Source organism: Streptosporangium sp. NPDC000239, from assembly GCF_040300765.1.
Lineage (GTDB): Bacteria > Actinomycetota > Actinomycetes > Streptosporangiales > Streptosporangiaceae > Streptosporangium.
In genome coordinates this window covers 39154-58397 of sequence record NZ_JBEPEI010000026.1, presented here as the reverse complement: position 1 = coordinate 58397, position 19244 = coordinate 39154, and the positions used below count along the sequence as shown (strand labels likewise).

Genomic DNA, 19244 nt, shown 5'->3' with positions numbered 1-19244 from the left:
CGGCGTTTACAGAAAGTCATAGTGACATTGACCGGGAGAATTTCCGGTAACCGGCAGATCATCGCAGCTAGAGTACGGTCGCGTGCGCCGCGAAGCCACGGATGGAGAGTGAACAACCACTCTTCGTAGGTCTTGACCGATTTAATCCTTTTCTGGATCAATCATGAGGCTTCATCCCGACCCATATCGTGGCCCGGAGCCAAAGTGACCCCGCCATCCCTCGACCGGCCGAATGCCCCTTTTGTCAGGGCATCATCCCGGCATGGGCGGAAACTGCTCCGTGCGGTGGGGGCGGCGCTCGCGGTCGTGATGGCGATGACGTCATGGGTCGAGACGATCGCCCCGGCCAGGGCCTTTTCCGTGGCCTGCGCGGACACGCGCCATCACCACCACCACGAAGAGCTCGACCGCACCAGGGCCGTCCCACCGACCCCGGTGCGAGGCCCGATCAGCGGGACGGCCATGGGAAGCCTCGATTCCCCGGTCGCCACCGCCTTCGGCGACGAGCACGACACCTTCGGCAACGACTCGCGTGAGGTCAAGGACGACTTCACCGACAGTGAGACCACCGACTCCCGTTCTCCGGTACGCGACGTCACCGTCGCGATCCACCAGGAGCGGCCGTCGGAGACGATCCTCGAAACGAGCGTGGCCCGCGGTCCCCCCGTGCGCCCAGGACGCCTGCGAGCAGGCGTTTCCCGTGCGCACGACCTCCGGCCGAACACGGCCGGAGCAGACCGCCCACGCCCTTGTGAGGATCTCAGTGACGTCAGAACAGCACGGCCTGAAGGCCCATGACGACTTAGCCACCGCGCCCCGCCGCGGCGCCTTCCAGACGGCCGACGTCAAGTCCGGCTTCCTGGTCTTTCTCATCGCACTCCCGCTCTGCCTGGGGATCGCGCTGGCCAGCGGGTTCCCGCCGGTCGCCGGTGTCCTGACGGCGATCGTCGGCGGCGTGCTGGTCAGCCTGCTCGGCAGCGCGCCCCTGACCATCAAGGGCCCCGCCGCGGGCCTGATCGTGATCGCGCTCGGCGCGGTCCAGGAACTCGGCGGAGGCGACCTCGCGGTCGGCTACCGGCGGGCGCTGGCCGTCGGCGTCGTCGCCGCGGTCGTCCAGATCGCCTTCGCGCTGTGCCGGGTGGCCACCGTCGGCATCGCCATGTCCCCCTCGGTCGTGCACGGCATGCTCGCCGCGATCGGGATCATCATCATCTCCAAGCAGGCCCACGTCGCGCTCGGCGTCAAGCCGGAGAGCAAGGAGACCCTCGGCCTGATCGCGGAGATCCCGCACAGCGTCGCCAGTGCCAACCCCCGCGTCCTGCTGCTCGGCGCGCTCGGCCTGCTGATCATGTTCGGCATGCCGCTGATCAGGGCCAGGTGGGCCAGGGCCGTACCCGCGCCGCTGGTCGTGCTCGCCGTGACCGTGCCGGTCGCGCTGTGGTTCCACGTCGGCGTCCCGCACGACTACCGGTTCATGACCACGACCTACCACCTCGGCCCCGAGTTCCTCGTCCGGCTCCCCGGCACCCTGCTCGACGCCGTGGCCTTCCCCGACTTCTCGGTGATCCTCAGCGGGACGTCGCTGAAGTACGTGGTGATGTTCGCCCTGATCGGCACCATCGAGTCGACGCTGACCGTGCTGGCGGTCGACTCCATGGACCCCGAGAGGCGTTCCTCCGACCTCAACCGCGACCTGCTCGCCCTCGGCGGCGGCAACCTCGTCTCCGCGCTGATCGGCGGCCTGCCGATGATCTCGGAGATCGTCCGCAGCCGGGCCAACATCGACGCGGGCGCCGTCTCCCGGGGGTCCAACTTCTTCCACGGCGTCTTCCTGCTGCTGTTCGTCGCCCTGGCGCCGGGCCTGCTGCAGACCATCCCGCTGGCGGTGCTGGCCGCCATGCTCGTCTACACCGGCACCAGGCTCGCCTCCCCCCGAGAGTTCGCCCACGCCCGCGAGGTCGGCCTCGACCAGCTCGCCCTGTTCCTGACCACCATGTTCGTCACGCTCGCCACCGACCTGCTCATGGGCGTCGCGGCCGGTCTCGCCCTGAAGATCGTGCTGCACCTGGTCCGCGGGGTGCCGCCGGTGGCCTTCCTGCGGCCCCGCGCCGTGGCCGTCCGTTCGGGGAGCGTGCTGAACGTCCGCGTCCCCGCAGCCGCCGTCTTCACCGCCCTGCTGCCGCTGCGCCGTACGGTCAACGGGGCCACCAAGGACGACACGGGGGACGGCGGCGTCACCGAGGTCGTCGTCGACGTGACGGACGCGACGCTCGTCGACCACACCTTCCTTTCCGGGCTGGCCACGATGTCACGTGAGTGGCGGGCCACCCTCACCCTGCGCGGGCTCGACGGGCTCGTCCCCGTCTCCTCCCACCCGCAGGCGACCAGACGCCGGAGGCGAGCATGACCCATCTGGACATCGCCGCGGCCCCCGGACGTGGGGACCGCGTCACGGACGTCACCGAGCTGGTCGAACGGGCGGCGAGGCTGCTGCCCGAACAGGCTCCGTTGCAGACGTTCGTCCACCACAACACCCTGCACGCCTTCGAGCACCTGCCCTTCGACGAGGCCGTCGTCAGCGCGGCGCGGGTGTTCGGCACCGAGCCGTTCCAGAGTGAGGCGGCCTTCCGGGACCACGTCGGCTCCGGACGGATCCGTCCCTCGGACATCGACGCGGTCGCCGAGGCCGAGGCACCCGGCGGTGCCCCGATCGTGCCGGGCGGGCCGACGCGGGCGCGCTTCCTCGCCCTGCGGCTGCGGAACCTGTTCGAGATCCCCAGCGGCGCCGCGCTCGACTGGCTGCTCCTGGAGACCGACGCCCGAACCCGCCTCAGCGACCTTCTCGACCCCCGGCGACGCGCCGAGCTGCTCGCACAGGCCGGCCGCGACTGGACCACGACGCCCGAACAGACTGCGCGGGCCTCGCAGGCGCGGCTTCTCGACACCCTGTGGAACGGCTTGGCCGCGGCGGCTCCGACGGTGCCCGGCGCGGGCGCTCCCCCGGCGCGCGGGCGGGACCGGATCCTCGCCGAGACCGGGACCGACACCGACGAACTGGTGCACCCGCTGCTGATCCGGCTGTCGGCGGCCTTCCTCGACCAGGGAATCGCCTACTGGCCGATGCCCGAGCGCGAACTGGGCTTCCTGCGCGCCTTCCGCCGCCTGTACGGCCAGGCCGGCGGCCCGCCCGACCGGTTCCTGCGGGGTCTCGGCACCGAGCTGAGACGGCAGGAGGCCGAGGGCTGGACGGCCGAGCGGACGGTCGTCTGGGCCCTGGACGAGCTGGCCGTACCCGAGGAGGCCCGGGGCGCCGCGATCGAGACGACGCTGCTGTCGCTGCGCGGCTGGGCGGGCATGATGCGTCAGTTCGAGCACCGGCCCGACCTGGCGCCGGTCGAGGCGCGTGCGGCACGGCTGCTCGACTACCTGGCCGTCCAGCTCGTCCTGGACGTCCAGGCCGCACGGCACGTCATGCGGAACCACCCCGGCGGGCCCGCCACGGCCGACCGGACGACGGTACGGCCCGGCCTCGAACTGGTCTACGAGGCGTTCGTCCTGGCACAGCTGATGCCCGTGGACGTCACGGTCCTCGCCAGGCCGGAGCACGCCGCCGCCTGGCTCGGGGCGGTCGTCGCCTGCGACGAGACCGAACGGCGCCGTCTGCTGCACCTGGCCTACGAACGGCGGCACCGGGTCGGGGCGCTCGACGCGCTCGACGCCCACCGGCGGTTCACGGCCGGAGCCGAGGCACCGCCCGTCACGATGCAGGCCGTGTTCTGCATCGACGAGCGGGAGGAGTCGCTGCGCAGACACCTTGAGGAGCACTTCCCGCAGGCCAGGACCTACGGCTACGCCGGTTTCTTCGGAGTGGCCATGACCTACCTCGGGACGGGCGAGGTGCGCCCGCGCCCGCTGTGCCCGGTCGTCGTCACCCCGACGCACCTGGTCGTCGAGGAACCCGCAGAGTCCCGTACGGTATCCCGCACGCCACGGCAGCCGGGTTCACGGCACGGCCGGGGCGGGCTGAGCCTGGGCCTGGCCGTGGGCAGCAGGACCCTGGCGCGCGGCAGCGTGATCTCCCTCGGCCTCGGGGCGACCCAGGTCGTCACGCTGGTCGGCCGCTGCCTGTTCCCGCGCCGGTTCCACCGCTGGTCCCGGCGCCTGGACCACGACCCCGGCGGCGGGGCCGTGACCAGGCTGGCGATCGAGCGGGCCCCCGGCGCCGTGGAGACCGAGGACGGCCTGCGGCGGGGGTACTCCGTGCCGGAGATGGTGCAGGTCGTCTCCTCCGCCCTGCGGACGACCGGGCTCGGCCGTGAACTGGCGCCCGTCGTGCTGATCGTCGGCCACGGCTCCTCCAGCCTCAACAACCCGCACGAGTCGGCGCACGACTGCGGGGCGACCGGCGGCGGGCGCGGCGGCCCCAACGCGCGCGCGTTCGCGGCGATGGCCAACCACCCGGGAGTGCGCGCCGGGCTGCGTGACCTGGGCCTGGACATCCCGGACGGCACCTGGTTCGTCGGGGCGTACCACAACACCTGCGACGACTCCATGACCTACTACGACGAGGACCTCGTCCCCGAGCGGTCGAGACACGCGGTCGAGGAGGCGAAGCGGATCATGGCGCGGGCGTGCGTCCTGGACGCGCACGAACGCTGCCGCAGGTTCGAGTCGGCCCCCCTCGACCTGCCACTCGACGCGGCGCTGGCCCACGTCGAGAGTCACACCGTCGACCTGGGCCAGCCCAGGCCCGAGTACGGCCACGCCACGAACGCGATCGGCGTCGTCGGGCGCAGGTCGCGCACCCGGGGGCTCTTCCTCGACCGGCGGGCCTTCCTCGTCTCCTACGACCCGGAGGGCGACCCGTCGGGGGACCTGCTGACGAACCTGCTGCTCGCGGCGGGACCGGTCTGCGCGGGCATCAACCTGGAGTACTACTTCAGCTACGTCGACCCGGCGGGGTACGGGTGCGGCACGAAGCTGCCGCACAACATCGTCGGCCTGCTCGGCGTCATGGACGGTCACGCCTCCGACCTGCGCACGGGCCTGCCCTGGCAGATGGTCGAGATCCACGAGCCGGTACGGCTGCTGCTCGTCGTCGAGACCGAGCCCGAGCGGCTGGCCGCGATCGTGGGGGCGCACGCCGTACTGGAGCGGCTCGTGACCAAGGGGTGGATCCAGCTCGTCGCGTGGAGCCCGTCGTCGGACGCGATGCACGTCTTCGAGCGGGGCGGCTTCGTGCCGTACGTCCCCGAGGGGGAGGCCCTCCCCACGGTGCACCGCTCGGCGCAGTTCTACGCGGGCAGGCGGGAGCACCTGGGGTTCGCCCACGTGACGGCCTCCCTCGGCACGGGGTCCGGGGAGCGGGTCTCCCCGGAGCTCGTCGGGGAGGAGGCGTCGTGAACGACACCCTCCAGCGGTTTCTGCTGCTCTCGGTCGCCGGGTTCCCGCTCGGGGCGTTCGCCCTGATGGCGGTGTTCGCCTGGCAGGGGCGGCGGCGGGTCGAGCGGGCCGTCTCGGCGGCCGTCGCGCTGGCCTTCGGGCTGGCGACGGCCGCCGCGCTGACGCTGGCCTGCGTCATGGTCGGCGAGGGGCGGACGTTGGTGACGGCGCCCGTCGGCACCTGGTTCGGCAGCGGGGAGTCGGAGTTCCACCTGCTGCTCGTCGGCGACCGGCTCTCGCTGCCCTTCGCGATCCTGGCCGCGCTGCTGTGCGGCCTGATCGGTGTCTTCTCCCGGCGCTACCTGCACCGGGAGCCCGGCTACCTGCGCTTCTACATGCTGCTGACGCTGTTCGGCGCGGGCGTCGAGCTGGTGGCCCTCGCGGGCGCCCTCGAACTGTCCCTCGTCGGCTGGGAGCTGGCCGGGCTGTCCTCGGCGTTGCTGATCGCGTTCTTCCACGAGCGCAGGAGGCCGGTCGAGCACGGTCTGCGGGCCTTCCTCGTCTACCGGGCGTGTGACGTGGGCCTGCTGGTCGCGGTGGTGTGGCTGCACCACGCCACCGGCTCGTCGAGCGTGGCCGGGGTCGACGGCGGCGGGTGGGCGCTCTTCTCGCCCCCCACGTCGAGCGGGGACGCGCTCGTGGTCGGCCTGGCGTTGCTGTGGGCCTCGATGGGCAAGGCCGCCCAGGTCCCGCTCGGCGGCTGGCTGCCCCGCGCCATGGAGGGGCCGACGCCGTCGAGCGCCGTCTTCTACGGCGCGATCTCCGTCAGCATGGGGCCGTACCTCCTGCTGCGCACCGAGTCGGCCTGGTCGGGGGCGCCGGGGGTGCGGGCGGCGATCGTGGTGGTCGGCGCGCTGACCGCCGTGCACGCCACCCTGGTCGGCCGTACCCAGACCGACATCAAGAGCACACTGGCCTACGCCTCGATGACCCAGATCGGGGTGGTCCTGGTCGAGGTCGGGTTCGGGCTGCGGTACCTCGCGCTGGCGCACCTGGTCGCGCACGCCGCTTTGCGCACCGCCCAGATCCTGCGCTCGCCGAGCCTGATCCACGACCACCACCACCTCGAACAGGCGCTGGGCGCGCCGCTGCCGCCGACGGGAAGGCACCTGGACCGGCTCGTCCCGGCGGGCCCACGGGCGTGGCTGTACCGCTACGCGCTCGAACGCGGCTACTTCGACGCGTGGCTGCGCGACCACCTGGTCGGCGGACTGGCACGCCTGGTCAGGCGGGCCGAGTCGCTGGACGACCGGTGGGCGCGGCTGCTGAGCGCCGGTGACACCACCGTTCCCGTGAGAGAGGGGCGCACGTCATGATCACCTTTGTCCCCTCGCTGGTCGCGGTGCTGTTCCTGGTGTCCTCCGTGGTCGTCGCCCGGGTGGCCGACCGGCAGGCCGCCCGCCGTACCGCGGTGACCTGCGCGTCGGCCGCGACGGCGCTGTCCGTCGTACTGCCCTGGTCGGGAGGGTTCGTCCCGTTCCTCTCCGGCGAACACGCCGCGCTGCCGGAGGGCACGACCAGGCTCGTCGTCGTCGCGACGTGCGCGGCGGGCCTGCTGGTCGTCGCGATGAGCCCGCTGGCCTCCCACCCGCCCGCGACGCTGGCCAGGATCCTGCGGCTGCTCGCGGTCTCCTGCGGCTTCGTGGCCGTACGGCACCAGGCGGTCGACGTCGTGCTGTGGGCTCTGTCGGCCTGGCTGGTGTGGGCCGGGTTGCGCGGCGGCGAGGGAAGCCGGGGCGGCGACCGGCTCGACCGGCTCTTCGCCGCCTACCACCTGCCCGGCGTCCTGCTCTTCGGGGTGGGCACCGCGTTGTCGGCCGCCGGCTGGCGGACGGCGGGCGGCGTCCTCGTGGTGCTCGCGATCATGGCCAGGTTCGCGGTCGTCCCGCTGCACAGCTGGTATCCCCGCTTCGTCGAGCGGGTCCCGCTGGGGGTCGTGGTCGTCTTCCACACCGCGCCCCTCGGCCTGCTCGCCCAGCTCGACCTGCCGGTTCCGCTCGCCCACGACGTGGCGCTGCTCGGCGGCGCGACCGCCGTCGTGGCCGCGCTGTTCGGGGTGGTCCAGGGAGAGGCGAGGCGCGCGCTGGCCTTCCTGACGATGAGCCAGACCGGGCTGGTGACGTGCGGGCTCGGCGGTTCGCCGGAGGCGGTCTCCGGGGCGGTGCTGACCTGGGAGGCCTCCGCGCTGGCCGTCTCCGGGCTCGCCATGACGCTGGCCGCCCTTGAGGCGCGGCGCGGCACGCTGTCGCTGCGCGCGCCGAGCGGGAACTTCGCCAGGACCCCCCGGCTGGCCGTGGCGTTCCTGCTGTGCGGGCTCGCCACGGTCGGCTTCCCGCTCTCCCTGGGGTTCGTGGGCGGCCACCTGCTGATCCACGGGTCGGTCACCGGGTCACCGGTCGTCTGGCTCGCGCTGGCCGGAGCCGTCGGCGTCAACGGCATGACCGTGATGCGGTGCTTCTTCGCGCTGTTCGCGGGCAGCCGTACGCACTCGGGGGAACGTGACCTCGTCCCGCTTGAGACGTACGCGCTGACGATCGCGATCGGCGCGCTGCTGGTCGGAGGCCTCTTCCCGATGACCCCCTGACCCCACGGAATCCGAAGGACCGGCCGCCGGACTCCGGCGGCCGGTCATATAAGGCTCCGTCGCGCCACACGGTCTCGTTCGTGTCGTACGGCTGCGCCAACGCGGTAAGACCTCGTGTGGCTTCACCGGCACCGTACGGCTCGGCGATCCGGCGCGGGAACCTACCGGTTGGGAAGCTCCTCCACGGGCTCTTCCGTCCGGTCCTCCTTCGCAGAGCCCCCGGTCGCGCTGAGTTCCTCACGCAGCCGGTTGAAGTCAATCCCGTGGCTGCTGTACTTCAGCTCGCGCGCCACCTTCGTCTGCTTCGCCTTGGCTCGACCCCGCCCCATTGGCTGTACTCCCTCACACGGCCGTGCTGACCTACTGTCACCGTCGCGTCGCCGGCGAATCCAGCCTGGCGCGGCAGGTCAGGCTGTGTTCGCCGGTACCTGTACCCAGCGACGCCCTACCCCATCCTCGTATCGACCGGGATCGGGTCTGCCGAGCGGCGTTGGGGAACAGAACACGGCCTCATCCTACCTAGAAACCTGACGATTTGAACAATTATGCAATTTGCCAGATTATAAGTGTCTTGTGTTCCTCGATTGGATCCAGCAGGAGGTCATCGGTCCACGAGAAGTGGGCGGCGTCAACGCGTTCGCGGCCAGGCCGCGGGCACACGCCGACGGGGCGTCCTGATCATGCCCGCGCCGCTCTACCAGGTCAAGGCCGACCTCTTCCGCACGCTGGGGCACCCGCTCCGCATCCGGGTTCTGGAGCTGCTGCAACGCGGCCCGCTGCCCGTCCGTGACCTCCTGGTCGAACTCGACATCGAGGCCTCCAACCTGTCCCAACAGCTGGCCGTACTGCGCCGCGCCGGGATCGTGAACGCCACCCGTGACGGGGCGACCGTCGTGTACGCGCTCTCGACCCCCGACCTGGCCGACCTGATGGTGGCCACCCGCAGGATCCTGGCGAACCTGCTGGCCGACCGGGACGAGTTGCTGGCCGAACTCCGCGATCCCGACAAACCCATTCCCTGACGCTCCCGACTTCGGCCATGATCGATCCGCGGGCGGCATCCCGCCCGCGGGCAGCCGATCAGAGCACAGGAGCGCCGTCATGGACCCAACCGTACTCACCGCGATCGTCACCGCCCTCGTCGGTGGCGCGGCGGGTGAGGTAGGCAAGAGCGCCTGGACCTCGCTGGTCACCCTGGCCAGGAACCGCTTCGGCGGCGACTCCGGCGAGGTCGCCGCCCTTGAGGCGGCCCCCGGCGGCACCACCGGGCAGGCCGAGGAGATCACCGGCATCCTCATCGACCGCGCCACGGCCGACCCCGCCTTCGCCGACGAGCTGGCCGCCTGGGCACAGGAGACGGCCAAGGTCGTACGGCAGAGCCACGACGTCTCCAACACCATCGGCGGCGACGCCACGATCCACGGGACGGTCATCCAGGCCGGCGACGTGTTCGGCTCGATCAACCTGGGCCCGCGCTGACGGGTTCCCCGCCCGGCCTCGACCGGGCGGGGAGACTGTTTCGGCGACGTTCACGGGGCGGCCCAGCTGGTTCCTCTGTTCGCCCTTCATCGATCCCGGCCTCCTGAACGGCCGTCAGGGGGAGGGGTTGAGAAGGGCGTCGATGTCGCTCTGGCGGTAGCGGCGTTGGTTGCTGGGGGTCCTGACCGAGGGGATGCGCCCGGTGAGCGCCCACCGGTTGACGGTCTTGGGGTCGACCCCGAAGACGCGGGCCACCTCGCCGGGGGTGAGGAGGCGTTCTGTGGTGTCGGGGCCGGTGGTGAAGGTGCCATCCGGTGCGACGGCCTTGAGGGGGGACAAGGAGCTTCTCCTTCAGTGGCGGAGGGTGTGCGGGCTGGGCTTCTGATCGCTTGGGTTGTGAGGCTCAGTGGGGGTCCGGGGTTCATGACTTTGTCGGGGGTGAGGGAGCGGGTGCCCGGCCCCGAGCCGGGGAGCACGACGGCCGGGCACCCTGGAGGAGGACCGGCCTTCCACGAGGGAAGACCGGTGCGCCAGACGGCTCCCTCCTTCCCCAGCACGCCCTGCCATGTCCCGGCGTGCGCGGAAGCCGTCTCGCGAGGGTGTGCGGCCCAGGTCCCTCCCACCTGAGCCGCACGTTTGAGGAGGTACGGCGGGCCGTGAGCCTTCCCACCCGCCGTACCGGCTTGCCGGAGTCGTGTGCGGTCCAGGTCCCTCATCCCTGGACCGCACGCTCAAGGGGTACGGCGAGCCGCCGTACCGGCTATGGGGAGCGCAGCAGCCTGCGCAACGCCGTAGGCCGACCAGGCGCGATGGCCTGACCAGGGCGTACGATCCGGGTGGTCCGGGTCCGAAGAGCGCGGGCGACGGCGACGGCCTGGATACTCGGCGGCACCATCAAGAGCACCTGAGCGGCCAGCTTGCGGTCCAGTTCCTCAACCGACTCGGCCCGCACCAGCAGCACGTCATTGAGGTACGGCCTGCCGGACAGGGTGCCCCGGTAGGCGCTCCACAGCCCGGTCGTCGAGTTGTGGAAAACCAACCAGCCCGGGTGAGCCGTCTGCACGGAGTTACCGGTTCGATCAGAAAGCTCAGAAACTTGACGAGAAGCCCAGGCCATCGGCATCATGCCGCCCTCCCGCCCGGCGAACGCCCTCCGGCGGGCGCCGCTTCCTCACCGGGCTCCGCAGCGACCCGCGCGTTGCGCACCCCGGCGGGCACACGACCGGCCCCGTGGGAGGCCCCCTCCCGAACCTGACGCCCCCTCGGAGCCAACGAAGGCGGCGCGATCCGAACGGCCTTGATCATCTCGGCCTCCCGCATCCGCTCCTCCAGCCCGTTGCCCGTGGGGTCTTCGACGATGACCGGTCGCGGCCCGTCCCAGGCGGCCACGGCGTAGAAGCTGCGTCGCCCCAGGCTGTAGAGCACGGTCCACTCCGCCCACGCCAGGTCGATCCGCTCGGCCTCCGCCCGCGCGGGGCCGTCCCACACCCGCCGATACACCGCCTCGTACGGCTGGCCGTCCCGGTGTCGTCCCGTCATGAGGTGACCTCCTCAACCAAGGCGGCGGTCTTCTCCTGCTCGGCGACGAGGGCCTGGATCTCCTCGAAGGTGTCGGCGTCCACCGCCGACTCGGCCCCGGCCCGTACGGCGGCGAAGGGGAAGACGTGGCTGCGGAAGGCCCAGAACCGGCCTGCGTCACTGATGATCAACCGCCAACCCGGGATCACCGGACGACTGGGGGTGGGGTGCTGCATGACCGGGACCTCCAAGATCCGACCAGAGGCATGCCTGGCCAGGACGTTCACCAGACGGGCCCGCTCTACGGGACAAGGAACAGCCGAAACCCGAACCGGCCGACAGGCCGTACGACCATGGGGAACGCGGCATCGGCCGCCACGCCGGTACGGTCTGCCGCTCGTAGGCCGTACGCCGTGGTGGTTGGGCTGACGCACGCGAGTCCAGATGACCCCCGCCCGAGGAACCGTGGAGAACGGACGCCGAACCCGCCGAGGCAGCACAGGCCGTACCGGCACAGCCTCCGGAACCGCACCCGGCTCATCCACAGGAACCGGCTCCCCACCACCAGCCGGTACGGCCTTCGCGGCCGGAACCATCGCGGGCGCCTCCGGCCCAGGCTCAGGATCGGGCCGCCGCTGGGCGGGTACCAACGGGATCACCTCAGCGGGCGCCGCCTCCCCCGGAGGCCGAGGCGCGGGAAGAACCTGCGGGCCGTACGCGCGACGGGCCTGAAGACGGGCGTTCATCAGCACCCCGGACGGCTGCACATAATCGTGCCCGTCCTGGCGCGAACAGCCGTGGGCATACGGCGAGTGCCCGCAACGGGCGCATCCCATTGGCAGAGGCACAGCGTCGGCGAAGCAGCCACAGCCGTCCCGGATCGACGTGTCCGGGCTGGAGTCCCGGGCACTACTCTTACTCACGTCAGGAGACACCTTCCTGATCAAGGACCTGTCCCGGCGACGCAACCGCCGGGCAGGTCCGTTTCCATTCAGGGCACTTGCCTCGGGAACCACGTCGCTCCCCGACACACAACACCCTAGGAGAGCCATCCCCATGATGGATGGGAAATCCCAATATCTCAATGGGATATCCCAGAGGTCTTCACTCTCAAGAAAGAAGGCGACCGCACGTGGGGCACACTGAGTCCATGCAGAACACCGTCAGGCAGCGCAGGCTGGCTCGCGAGATCCGAGCCCTCCGGGAAACTGCCGGATGGACAACCACCGAAGCAGCAGCACACCTGTCCTGGTCAAAGAGCAGACTCAACCGACTGGAAACAGGAGTCGCAAAGCTCACAGAACAAGACGTGATCACCATCTGTGACGTCTACGGCGTCACCGTTCCAGTACGCGCAGCACTCATCCAACTGGCACAAGACGGCACACGTCGCGGCTGGTGGACGGCCTACTCAGACGTATTCGCCGGGTCATACGTCGGTCTCGAAGACGAAGCACACGTCATCAAGGAATGGGGTGTCCAACTCGTTCCAGGCCTACTCCAAACCGAAGACTACGCACGCGAGGTCATCAGCGCCGGGCTCAGAGACGGCGACGCCGAACAAGTGCACCGCCGCGTCATGGCTCGGATGGCACGACGAACGCTACTCGGACGCCCGAACCCACCAACGCTGCACGCCGTACTGGATGAGGCGGTCCTTCACCGCCCGATCGGCGGCCAAGAAGTGATGCGCGAACAACTGCGAACCCTGCTGATCGCAGCCCGCAAACCCAACGTGACCGTCCAGGTCCTCCCCTTCACCGCAGGCATCCACGCAGGCATGGACGGCGCATACATCATCCTGGAATACCCCAACCCGGCCGACGATGTCGCCTACATAGCAGGAACAGTCGGAGACGTCTACGTCGACAACCCGGATCACGTAAAACGCTATAAAGTGTCATTCGAGCGTATTTGCGAAGAAGCGCTCACCCCTGACGCATCAGAGGTGATGATCGCCCAGGCCATGAAGGAGTAGCCCATGTTCCCCCCGGACCTGTCCGCCGCCCAGTTCCGCAAGAGCAGCCTCAGCAACAGCGGAGACGCATGCGTCGAGGTCGCGACGAACATTCCCGGTCTGGTCGCCGTCCGCGACAGCAAGGACCCCTCCGGCCCAGCCCTGGCGTTCACCCCTGCCCAGTGGCGCTCATTCATCGGCCGCGTGAACATCGGTGTCTTCGACGCCTGAGCACCTTCGCTCCCAGGACCCCGGCACCCTTCGCAGTGCCGGGGTCTTGTTCATGCTGGGGGCTGCTCGCACAGTGGGTACGACTGTGACACCTTCGCTTCCGCCCGAGCCGCCCTGCTTGATGGGCAAGGTAGCCCGCGTCAAGCTGTAGTCGTGGATCAGTCAGGCGCCCTGTACCTCGCGATCGCGGACCAGCTCCGCCAGCAGATCGTCAATGGCGAACTCGCCCCGGGAGCCGCCCTTCCGTCACAGGTTCCTCATCACTCTGAAGGGTTCGCAACCCCACCTTTTCGAACCAGCTAAGCCACGCGTCATGGTCCTTCATCGCCCTGATGTGGTTCCTCCAGTTCGGCCCTGACGGACCGGCGGCACCCCGCAAGAGGAACACCCCGCCCGGCCGTGACCGGGCGGGGAGGGTTCACCAGCGGACCGGAAGCTCCCGCAGTCCCCGGATGAACATGCCGCGCCGCCACACCAACTCCTCGGCCGGTACGGCGAGCGTCAGCCCGGGGAACCGGCCGAGCAGCGCCCCGAGGCCGACGTGGATCTCGGCTCTGGCCAGGTGGGCGCCGGGGCAGAAGTGCCTGCCGTGCCCGAAGGCCAGGTGTGGGTTGACCTCGCGGGCCGGGTCGAACCGTCCCGGTTCGGCGAACATCCCGGGGTCCCGGTTGGCGGCGTCGATCAGCGGCACCACCACCTGGCCCGCACGCACCAGGGTCTCGCCGAGCCGTACGTCCTCGGTGGCGACGTGCGGCGCGCCGCCGGTCGAACCGAGCGCGTTCCAGCGCAGCATCTCCTCGACGGCGGGGGCGAGCGCGTCCGGTTCGGCGCGCAGGCGGGCGGCCAGGGCCGGGTCCTGGAGCACCGTGAGCACGCACATGGCCAGCTGGTTGCCGGTCGTCTCGTAGCCCGCCATCAGCAGCCCGGCGCCGAAGACCACGATCTCCTCGACGCTGAGCCGCTCCTCCTCCGGCGCGGTCAGCAGTTCGGTCAGCAGGTCGGGCCCGGGCCGTCCGGCCGCGATCTCCTCGCCCCTGGCCGCGACCAGGGCGGTGAAGTAGCGCCGCGACTCGGCGTGCGCCTCGGCCACCTCCTCGGGGGCGAACCGGCCCGCGGACATCATCCTGTCCACCAGCGGGCGCAGCATGGTCCGGTCCGCCCAGGGGACGCCGAGCATCTCGGTGATGACGCGCAGCGCGAGCGGCACGGTGAACCCGTCGACCAGGTCGACCGGCCGTTCGCCCTTCTCCAGGTCGTCGAGCAGTTCCCCGGCGACCTCGCGCAGCCAGGGCGTCTGCTGCCTGGCCCGGCGCGCGGTGAAGGCGTGCAGTACGGCCCGCCGCCTGCGGGTGTGCACCGGCGGGTCGCTGGTGGCCAGCGCCAGCGACTCGGGGGTTCGGGCGAACATCGGCCGCCCGGAGAAGGCGGCCCGGCTGAACCGGTCGTCGGACAGCACCGCCCTGACCTCGGCGTGCCGGGAGACCAGCAGCGCCTGCCTGCCGTTCGACAGCGTCACCTCGGGCAGGCCCGGCTGGCCGAGCAGTTCCTCGTACTCCTTCGGCGGCCGGGCATCCGGCCCCTCGGGGAAGGGGAAGCGGCGGGTGGTCATCCGGCGTCCTCTCCGAATAGGGCCACAACCAGGTCCTCGTACTCCCTGGGGAAGGGGAAGCGGCGGGGGGTCATCCGGTGTCCTTTCCGAGCAGGGCCACGACCAAATAGAGGACGAAGCTGGACAGCAGGAACAGGGCGGGCGGCAGCACCGGCCACCGTACGGCCCGCCGCCGCCAGAACGCGTCGGCGCCGGAGACGACGAAGCCCAGCGGGAGCACGACCAGCCAGCCCCACGGCGACGACTCCCACGGGCGGACGAACGCCAGCGCGACCGCGACGGACACCACGGCGCTGACCGTCGAGATCACCGCCGTCCGCTCCGCCCCCCACACCGTGACGTAGCTGCGCTCGCCCGGCCGTAGCTCACGGGTGACCTTGCGGGCGAACTCCAGGTGCAGGTACGCGGTCGCCGCGGTCAGCAGCGCGGGCACCGCGTGCCACCCCGGCCCGAGGCCCGTCTGGTGCAGCACCCCGGCGTAGAGGTAGAGGTTGATCAGGATCTGCACCGGGAAGCTGACCAGCAGGCCGGTCACCACGTCGTCACCGTGCGGCCACCCGAGCAGCCGGTCGGCCGCCAGCACCAGCAGCGCGTACCCCAGCTGCACGGCCAGCGCGACCAGGGCGATCCCCCGGCCCGCGTTGAGCGCGAGCACGACCACGACACCGACCGCGATGAGGACCGCCAGGTCACCCACCCGGACGGCGCCGCTCGGCAGCGGCCGTCCGGGGTTGTGCTCGCGGTCGTAGTCGAGGTCCCTGATGTCGTCCAGGGCCCGCATCAGCAGCAGGTCGATCGCGAAGGTCAGCGCCGCGACCACGACGCCGACGTCGGGACGCCAGCCGGTGAGACGCGGGTCGACCAGCGCGAACAGCGCCGTGACGCCGACGGCCCAGCTCACCCCGTAGGGAAGGTAGAAGGCAGGCGGGTAGCTGCCCAGCACGTACCTGCCGAGACGGCCGATCATCCCTCGCCCTCCTCGGGGGCCTCGTCCAGGACGCGTACGGTCCCCGCGGCTCCGTCCAGCTCGATCAGGGCCCCGTCGGGGATGCGGGTCGTCGCGCCCGCGACCGCGACGACGGTCGGCACCCCGAGCAGCCTGCCGGTGATGGCGGTGTGGGACAGCAGCGTGCCGCGTTCGACGACCAGTCCCCTGGCGGCGCTCATCAGGAACAGCCACCCGGGGTCGGTCTCCCTGGCGATGAGGATTCTGTCCTGACAGGCCTCAGGGGGGATCGAGGGGTGCGGCACGACCTTGGCGCGGGCGCGCACGAGCCCGGCGCTCGACGCCAGGCCGCGCAGCAGCCGGGGATCTCCCTCCTGCTCCCGGGGCTCCGTCCGCCGTGCCCCCACGTCCCTGGCGAGGCCCTCGCCGGTGAGCAGGCGTGAGGGCGGGGCGGGCAGGGTCTCGTTGAACTCCCGCTCCTTCCTGCGGTGCGCGGCCAGCGGACGCAGGTCGGCGCCGGGCAACGTGCCCTCGAAGGCGCCGAGAACCTCCTGCACGGTCAGGTCGATCACGTCGTCCGCCCGGTCGAGGTGACCCGCCTTCGCCAGTTCGGCCCCCAGCCGGAACAGCACTCCCCGGGACAGGCCGTACAGCTCGGTGCGGCAGAACCTGGTGTCCTCCCGCGCCTTGACCAGCCCGCGCATCGCGGCGGCCAGCAGCCGCAACGCCGTACGGCGCAGCAGACCCGGGCAGCGTTCGCGCAGCTCCCGCTCCGCCTCCCGGCGGACCCGCAGCTCCTCGGCCCGGCTCGCGGCGACCGTGAGACCCTGCCTGACGAAGGGGCGGACCATGTCGAGCACCATCCACGGCCGCTGCCTGGGGGTCGGCTCCTCAAGCTTGAGGTCACCGGCCGCGCGGTCGCCGTAGCGGCGCAGGTGCGCGGCGGCCGCCCCGGCGATCGCGGAGCCGTACCGGCCCTCGACCAGTTCCTCCCACGCCCGTCTGGCGTCCTCGGGCCGTTCGGCGGCGAGGACCCGCTCGCGGGCGGGCCCGTTCGCGCCGACCAGTTCGGCCAGCGCGATCGCGGAACGCAGCGCGGCCAGCGAGCGGTTGTCCGGCCCGCCGGACAGCAGGCCGAGCATCAGGGCGCGGCCGTCCTGCCCGGCCCAGCGGCGCAGCAGCCGGTCGAGGGTGCCCGCGACCGTCATGCTGAAGACGCTGTTGGTCAGCGTGACCCCCCAGCGCACCGCGACCTGCGCCCACAGCCGCCGGTAGAAGGCGACCAGTTCCGCGGGTTCGGCGTGGTCGATGCGCTCGTGGGCCGTGGCCGCGGTCCTGTCCCACCAGGTCAGGAACTCGCGCACGTCACGGGGGTGGCGCAGCGCCCTGCGGAGGTAACCGGGGGCGATCCGCAGGGCCCGCAGCGGCCAACCGGGGCGGGGCGGGACCGAGCGGGGGTCGTCGGCCAGCCCCATCGAGTGCTCCCACCACCCCCTGACGAACTCGAAGACCGGCAGCCTGCCGTGCAGGGCGTACCAGGCGTCGAGGCGGTAGAAGACCCGCCCGTCCACCATGCCGACCATCCGCTCCAGGTGGTGCCTGTCGCGGCGCAGCGAACGTTCGGACACGCCCATCCGCCGGTACAGGTCGGTGAAGATCCACCGGTAGAAGTCGCGGGCGAGGGAGTAGGTCAGCGCCCCGGAGACCCCGGGGTAGCTCTCGGTGATGTTGTGGTTGCTCCACAACACCTGCCGGGTCCGCGGTCTCTCCTCGGGGGGCTCCGCCATGGGCCTGGCCTGCACCACGTACAGCCGCCCGTCCTCGGTGAAGGTGCCCTCCACATCCTGTGGACAGCCGAAGTGCCGTTCGATCCTGGTGAGGGCCTCCACGATCCGGGAGATCCGCTCCCGGTCGAGCACCGGCTTGCCGGCCAGCTCGTCCGGTACGACCAGCAGGGCGAGTTCCCCGGAACCGTCCTCGCCGGGCGGACCGACCATCCGGTTCTTGCGGACCGTCCGCTCGGTCACCTCGCCGGTGGCGTGGCTGACGAAGAAGTGGTCCACGTCGGCCTTCTCCTGCACCACGCCCTCGCCGATCCCGAGGGCCGCGGCGATCACGTGCCGGGCGGAGCCGTCACGCGGGTCACGGCTGAAGGCGACGAAGGAGCGGGTTCCCGGCACCATCAGCTGCACGCCGACGGCGACCCGCGTCGCCGTCGGGTCGGCGCCCGCGCGCAGCCGGTACAGCACGGCCTCCGGCTTGTAGGCCGAGGCCCAGCAGTCCACGATCCTGGTGAGCAGGTCACGGCGCGGCACGTACAGGAAGCTGTCGCTCATCCCGGCGAACGGGTCGGCGGCGTCGTCCTCACCGGTCAGACCGGCCGCGGGCACCACGCACGCCCGTACGGCCGCCAGCCCGTCGGGGCCGATCACCTCGTCGAAGGCGGCCAGCGCCGCATCGGCCAGCTCGCCGGGGACGGCCAGCCGGGCCACCTCCGCCGTGGCGGCCTCGCCCCAGGCCTTCACCGCCCCGGCGTCACCGAGCGGCGGCACGGCGGGCAGGCCGTCACGGACCTTCCCCACGACCAGGTCGAACGCCTCGGCGGGCAGGCAGTACAGCGGCGGCACGGGCAGACCGGCCAGCCGCATCGACTCCAGCCTGGCGAACTTGTTGCCGACCCGCGTCACGTCGTGGAGGTCCACCCGCAGCACGGGCGGCTCCGGGACAGGGGTCACGGGTTCGGCTCCTTCCCTGGGCCGTCCTCGCGAGAGCCGTTCTGGGAGCCGTCCTCGCGAGGGCCGCCCTCGGGACCGTCTTCGCGAGGGCCGTCTTTGAGAGGGCCGTTCCAGCCGTCGATGTGCAGGACCTCCTCAAGGGGAAGACGGGGACCGGGCCTGAAGTCGGTCCTGAGGCTGTGGGCGGTCGGCAGCAGGCCGCCCTGGCGCACGTTCGGCGGCAGGCCGAGCAGTTCGGCCGCCTCCTTCTCCCGGTCCAGGTGGACGCTGGTCCAGGTCGTGGCCAGACCCCGGCTGCGCGCGGCCAGCGCGTAACTCCACATGGCCGGCAGCAGGGAGGCCCACAGCCCGGCCTGGTTGCCCTCCGGCAGGTGCCCGTCGGCGAGTTCGAGGCAGGGGATGACGAGCACGGGGATGCGGTGGAACCGTTCTGCCAGGTCCCGGCCGTCGGTCGCCATGCGTCGCGTGCGCGGGTCGAGTTCGTCGAGCCTGGCGAACAGGGGCGCCATCCGTTCGAGGAAGGCGCGGCGGTAGACGTCGGCGATCCCGGCCCGCAGGCCGGGGTCGGTCAGCACGATCCAGCGCCAGTTCTGCTTGTTGGAGCCGTTGGGGGCCTGCAGGGCCAGGCGCAGGCACTCCTTGACCAGCTCCAGGTCGACCGGCCTGCTCTCGTCGAGGCCGCGCCGTACGGCTCTGGTCGTGGTGAGCAGTTCGTCGCAGGTGAGGTCGGGTCGGGGGTTCAC

At 71.3% G+C, this 19244-nt stretch carries 18 protein-coding genes; 9 read left to right on the top strand and 9 right to left on the bottom strand.

Annotated features, from left to right (window positions below):
* Positions 1–285: 285 nt before the first annotated feature.
* From ABT340_RS38380 to ABT340_RS38360, 5 genes are read left to right on the top strand one after another with little or no spacing between them, the layout of a single operon-like run.
* Entirely contained in the window at positions 286–798 is a 513-nt protein-coding gene (locus ABT340_RS38380) for a hypothetical protein (protein ID WP_352015841.1), read from the top strand.
* Complete coding sequence (locus tag ABT340_RS38375; RefSeq protein WP_352015840.1) at positions 764–2407, top strand: SulP family inorganic anion transporter; 1644 nt, start codon at positions 764–766, stop codon at positions 2405–2407. The genes ABT340_RS38380 and ABT340_RS38375 overlap by 35 nt, the downstream gene beginning before the upstream one ends.
* The gene (locus ABT340_RS38370; RefSeq protein ID WP_352015839.1) at positions 2404–5403 is read left to right on the top strand and encodes a YbcC family protein; all 3000 of its coding nucleotides are present in this window, start codon (positions 2404–2406) and stop codon (positions 5401–5403) included. The genes ABT340_RS38375 and ABT340_RS38370 overlap by 4 nt, the downstream gene beginning before the upstream one ends.
* A complete protein-coding gene (locus ABT340_RS38365) occupies positions 5400–6758 on the top strand; it encodes a proton-conducting transporter transmembrane domain-containing protein (protein ID WP_352015838.1) in 1359 nt (452 codons plus the stop codon). Before ABT340_RS38370 ends, ABT340_RS38365 begins: the two co-directional genes overlap by 4 nt.
* Positions 6755–8026 carry a proton-conducting transporter transmembrane domain-containing protein gene (locus ABT340_RS38360; protein WP_352015837.1) on the top strand — a complete coding sequence of 424 codons (1272 nt, stop codon included), beginning with the start codon at positions 6755–6757 and terminating at the stop codon, positions 8024–8026. The genes ABT340_RS38365 and ABT340_RS38360 overlap by 4 nt, the downstream gene beginning before the upstream one ends.
* A 161-nt stretch (positions 8027–8187) precedes the next feature.
* On the opposite strand, the gene ABT340_RS38355 is transcribed toward ABT340_RS38360, so the two are convergent.
* Positions 8188–8355 (bottom strand): DUF3073 domain-containing protein, encoded by a 168-nt coding sequence (locus ABT340_RS38355; protein ID WP_352015836.1) that lies wholly within the window; start codon positions 8353–8355, stop codon positions 8188–8190.
* Between the two features lie 351 nt (positions 8356–8706).
* Here ABT340_RS38355 and ABT340_RS38350 point away from each other — a divergent pair, with 351 nt between their 5' ends.
* The gene (locus tag ABT340_RS38350; protein ID WP_352015835.1) at positions 8707–9048 is read left to right on the top strand and encodes an ArsR/SmtB family transcription factor; all 342 of its coding nucleotides are present in this window, start codon (positions 8707–8709) and stop codon (positions 9046–9048) included.
* A 79-nt stretch (positions 9049–9127) separates the two neighbouring features.
* Positions 9128–9505: a hypothetical protein gene (locus ABT340_RS38345; protein WP_352015834.1), complete on the top strand. Its 378-nt coding sequence runs from the start codon at positions 9128–9130 to the stop codon at positions 9503–9505.
* A 114-nt stretch (positions 9506–9619) separates the two neighbouring features.
* On the opposite strand, the gene ABT340_RS38340 is transcribed toward ABT340_RS38345, so the two are convergent.
* The 4 genes from ABT340_RS38340 to ABT340_RS38325 form a co-directional block, all read right to left on the bottom strand.
* A complete protein-coding gene (locus ABT340_RS38340; protein ID WP_352015833.1) occupies positions 9620–9844 on the bottom strand; it encodes a BldC family transcriptional regulator in 225 nt (74 codons plus the stop codon).
* A 421-nt stretch (positions 9845–10265) separates the two neighbouring features.
* Entirely contained in the window at positions 10266–10568 is a 303-nt protein-coding gene (locus ABT340_RS38335; protein ID WP_352015832.1) for a hypothetical protein, read from the bottom strand.
* Positions 10569–10627: 59 nt separating this feature from the next.
* Positions 10628–11044, bottom strand: a complete 417-nt coding sequence (locus tag ABT340_RS38330; protein WP_352015831.1) for a hypothetical protein — start codon at positions 11042–11044, stop codon at positions 10628–10630.
* The gene (locus ABT340_RS38325; protein ID WP_352015830.1) at positions 11041–11259 is read right to left on the bottom strand and encodes a hypothetical protein; all 219 of its coding nucleotides are present in this window, start codon (positions 11257–11259) and stop codon (positions 11041–11043) included. Before ABT340_RS38325 ends, ABT340_RS38330 begins: the two co-directional genes overlap by 4 nt.
* Before the next feature lie 914 nt (positions 11260–12173).
* On the opposite strand from ABT340_RS38325, the gene ABT340_RS38320 reads away from it, so the two are divergent.
* Both ABT340_RS38320 and ABT340_RS38315 read left to right on the top strand, forming a co-directional pair.
* Positions 12174–13001, top strand: a complete 828-nt coding sequence (locus ABT340_RS38320; RefSeq protein WP_352015829.1) for a helix-turn-helix domain-containing protein — start codon at positions 12174–12176, stop codon at positions 12999–13001.
* Between the two features lie 3 nt (positions 13002–13004).
* Positions 13005–13211, top strand: a complete 207-nt coding sequence (locus ABT340_RS38315; protein WP_352015828.1) for a DUF397 domain-containing protein — start codon at positions 13005–13007, stop codon at positions 13209–13211.
* A gap of 418 nt (positions 13212–13629) precedes the next feature.
* On the opposite strand, the gene ABT340_RS38310 is transcribed toward ABT340_RS38315, so the two are convergent.
* The 4 genes from ABT340_RS38310 to ABT340_RS38295 form a co-directional block, all read right to left on the bottom strand.
* Complete coding sequence (locus ABT340_RS38310) at positions 13630–14820, bottom strand: cytochrome P450 (protein ID WP_352015827.1); 1191 nt, start codon at positions 14818–14820, stop codon at positions 13630–13632.
* A gap of 70 nt (positions 14821–14890) precedes the next feature.
* The gene (locus tag ABT340_RS38305; protein WP_352015826.1) at positions 14891–15787 is read right to left on the bottom strand and encodes a UbiA prenyltransferase family protein; all 897 of its coding nucleotides are present in this window, start codon (positions 15785–15787) and stop codon (positions 14891–14893) included.
* A complete protein-coding gene (locus ABT340_RS38300; RefSeq protein WP_352015825.1) occupies positions 15784–18501 on the bottom strand; it encodes a PEP/pyruvate-binding domain-containing protein in 2718 nt (905 codons plus the stop codon). The genes ABT340_RS38305 and ABT340_RS38300 overlap by 4 nt, the downstream gene beginning before the upstream one ends.
* The gene (locus ABT340_RS38295; RefSeq protein WP_352015824.1) at positions 18498–19244 is read right to left on the bottom strand and encodes a nitroreductase family protein; all 747 of its coding nucleotides are present in this window, start codon (positions 19242–19244) and stop codon (positions 18498–18500) included. The genes ABT340_RS38300 and ABT340_RS38295 overlap by 4 nt, the downstream gene beginning before the upstream one ends.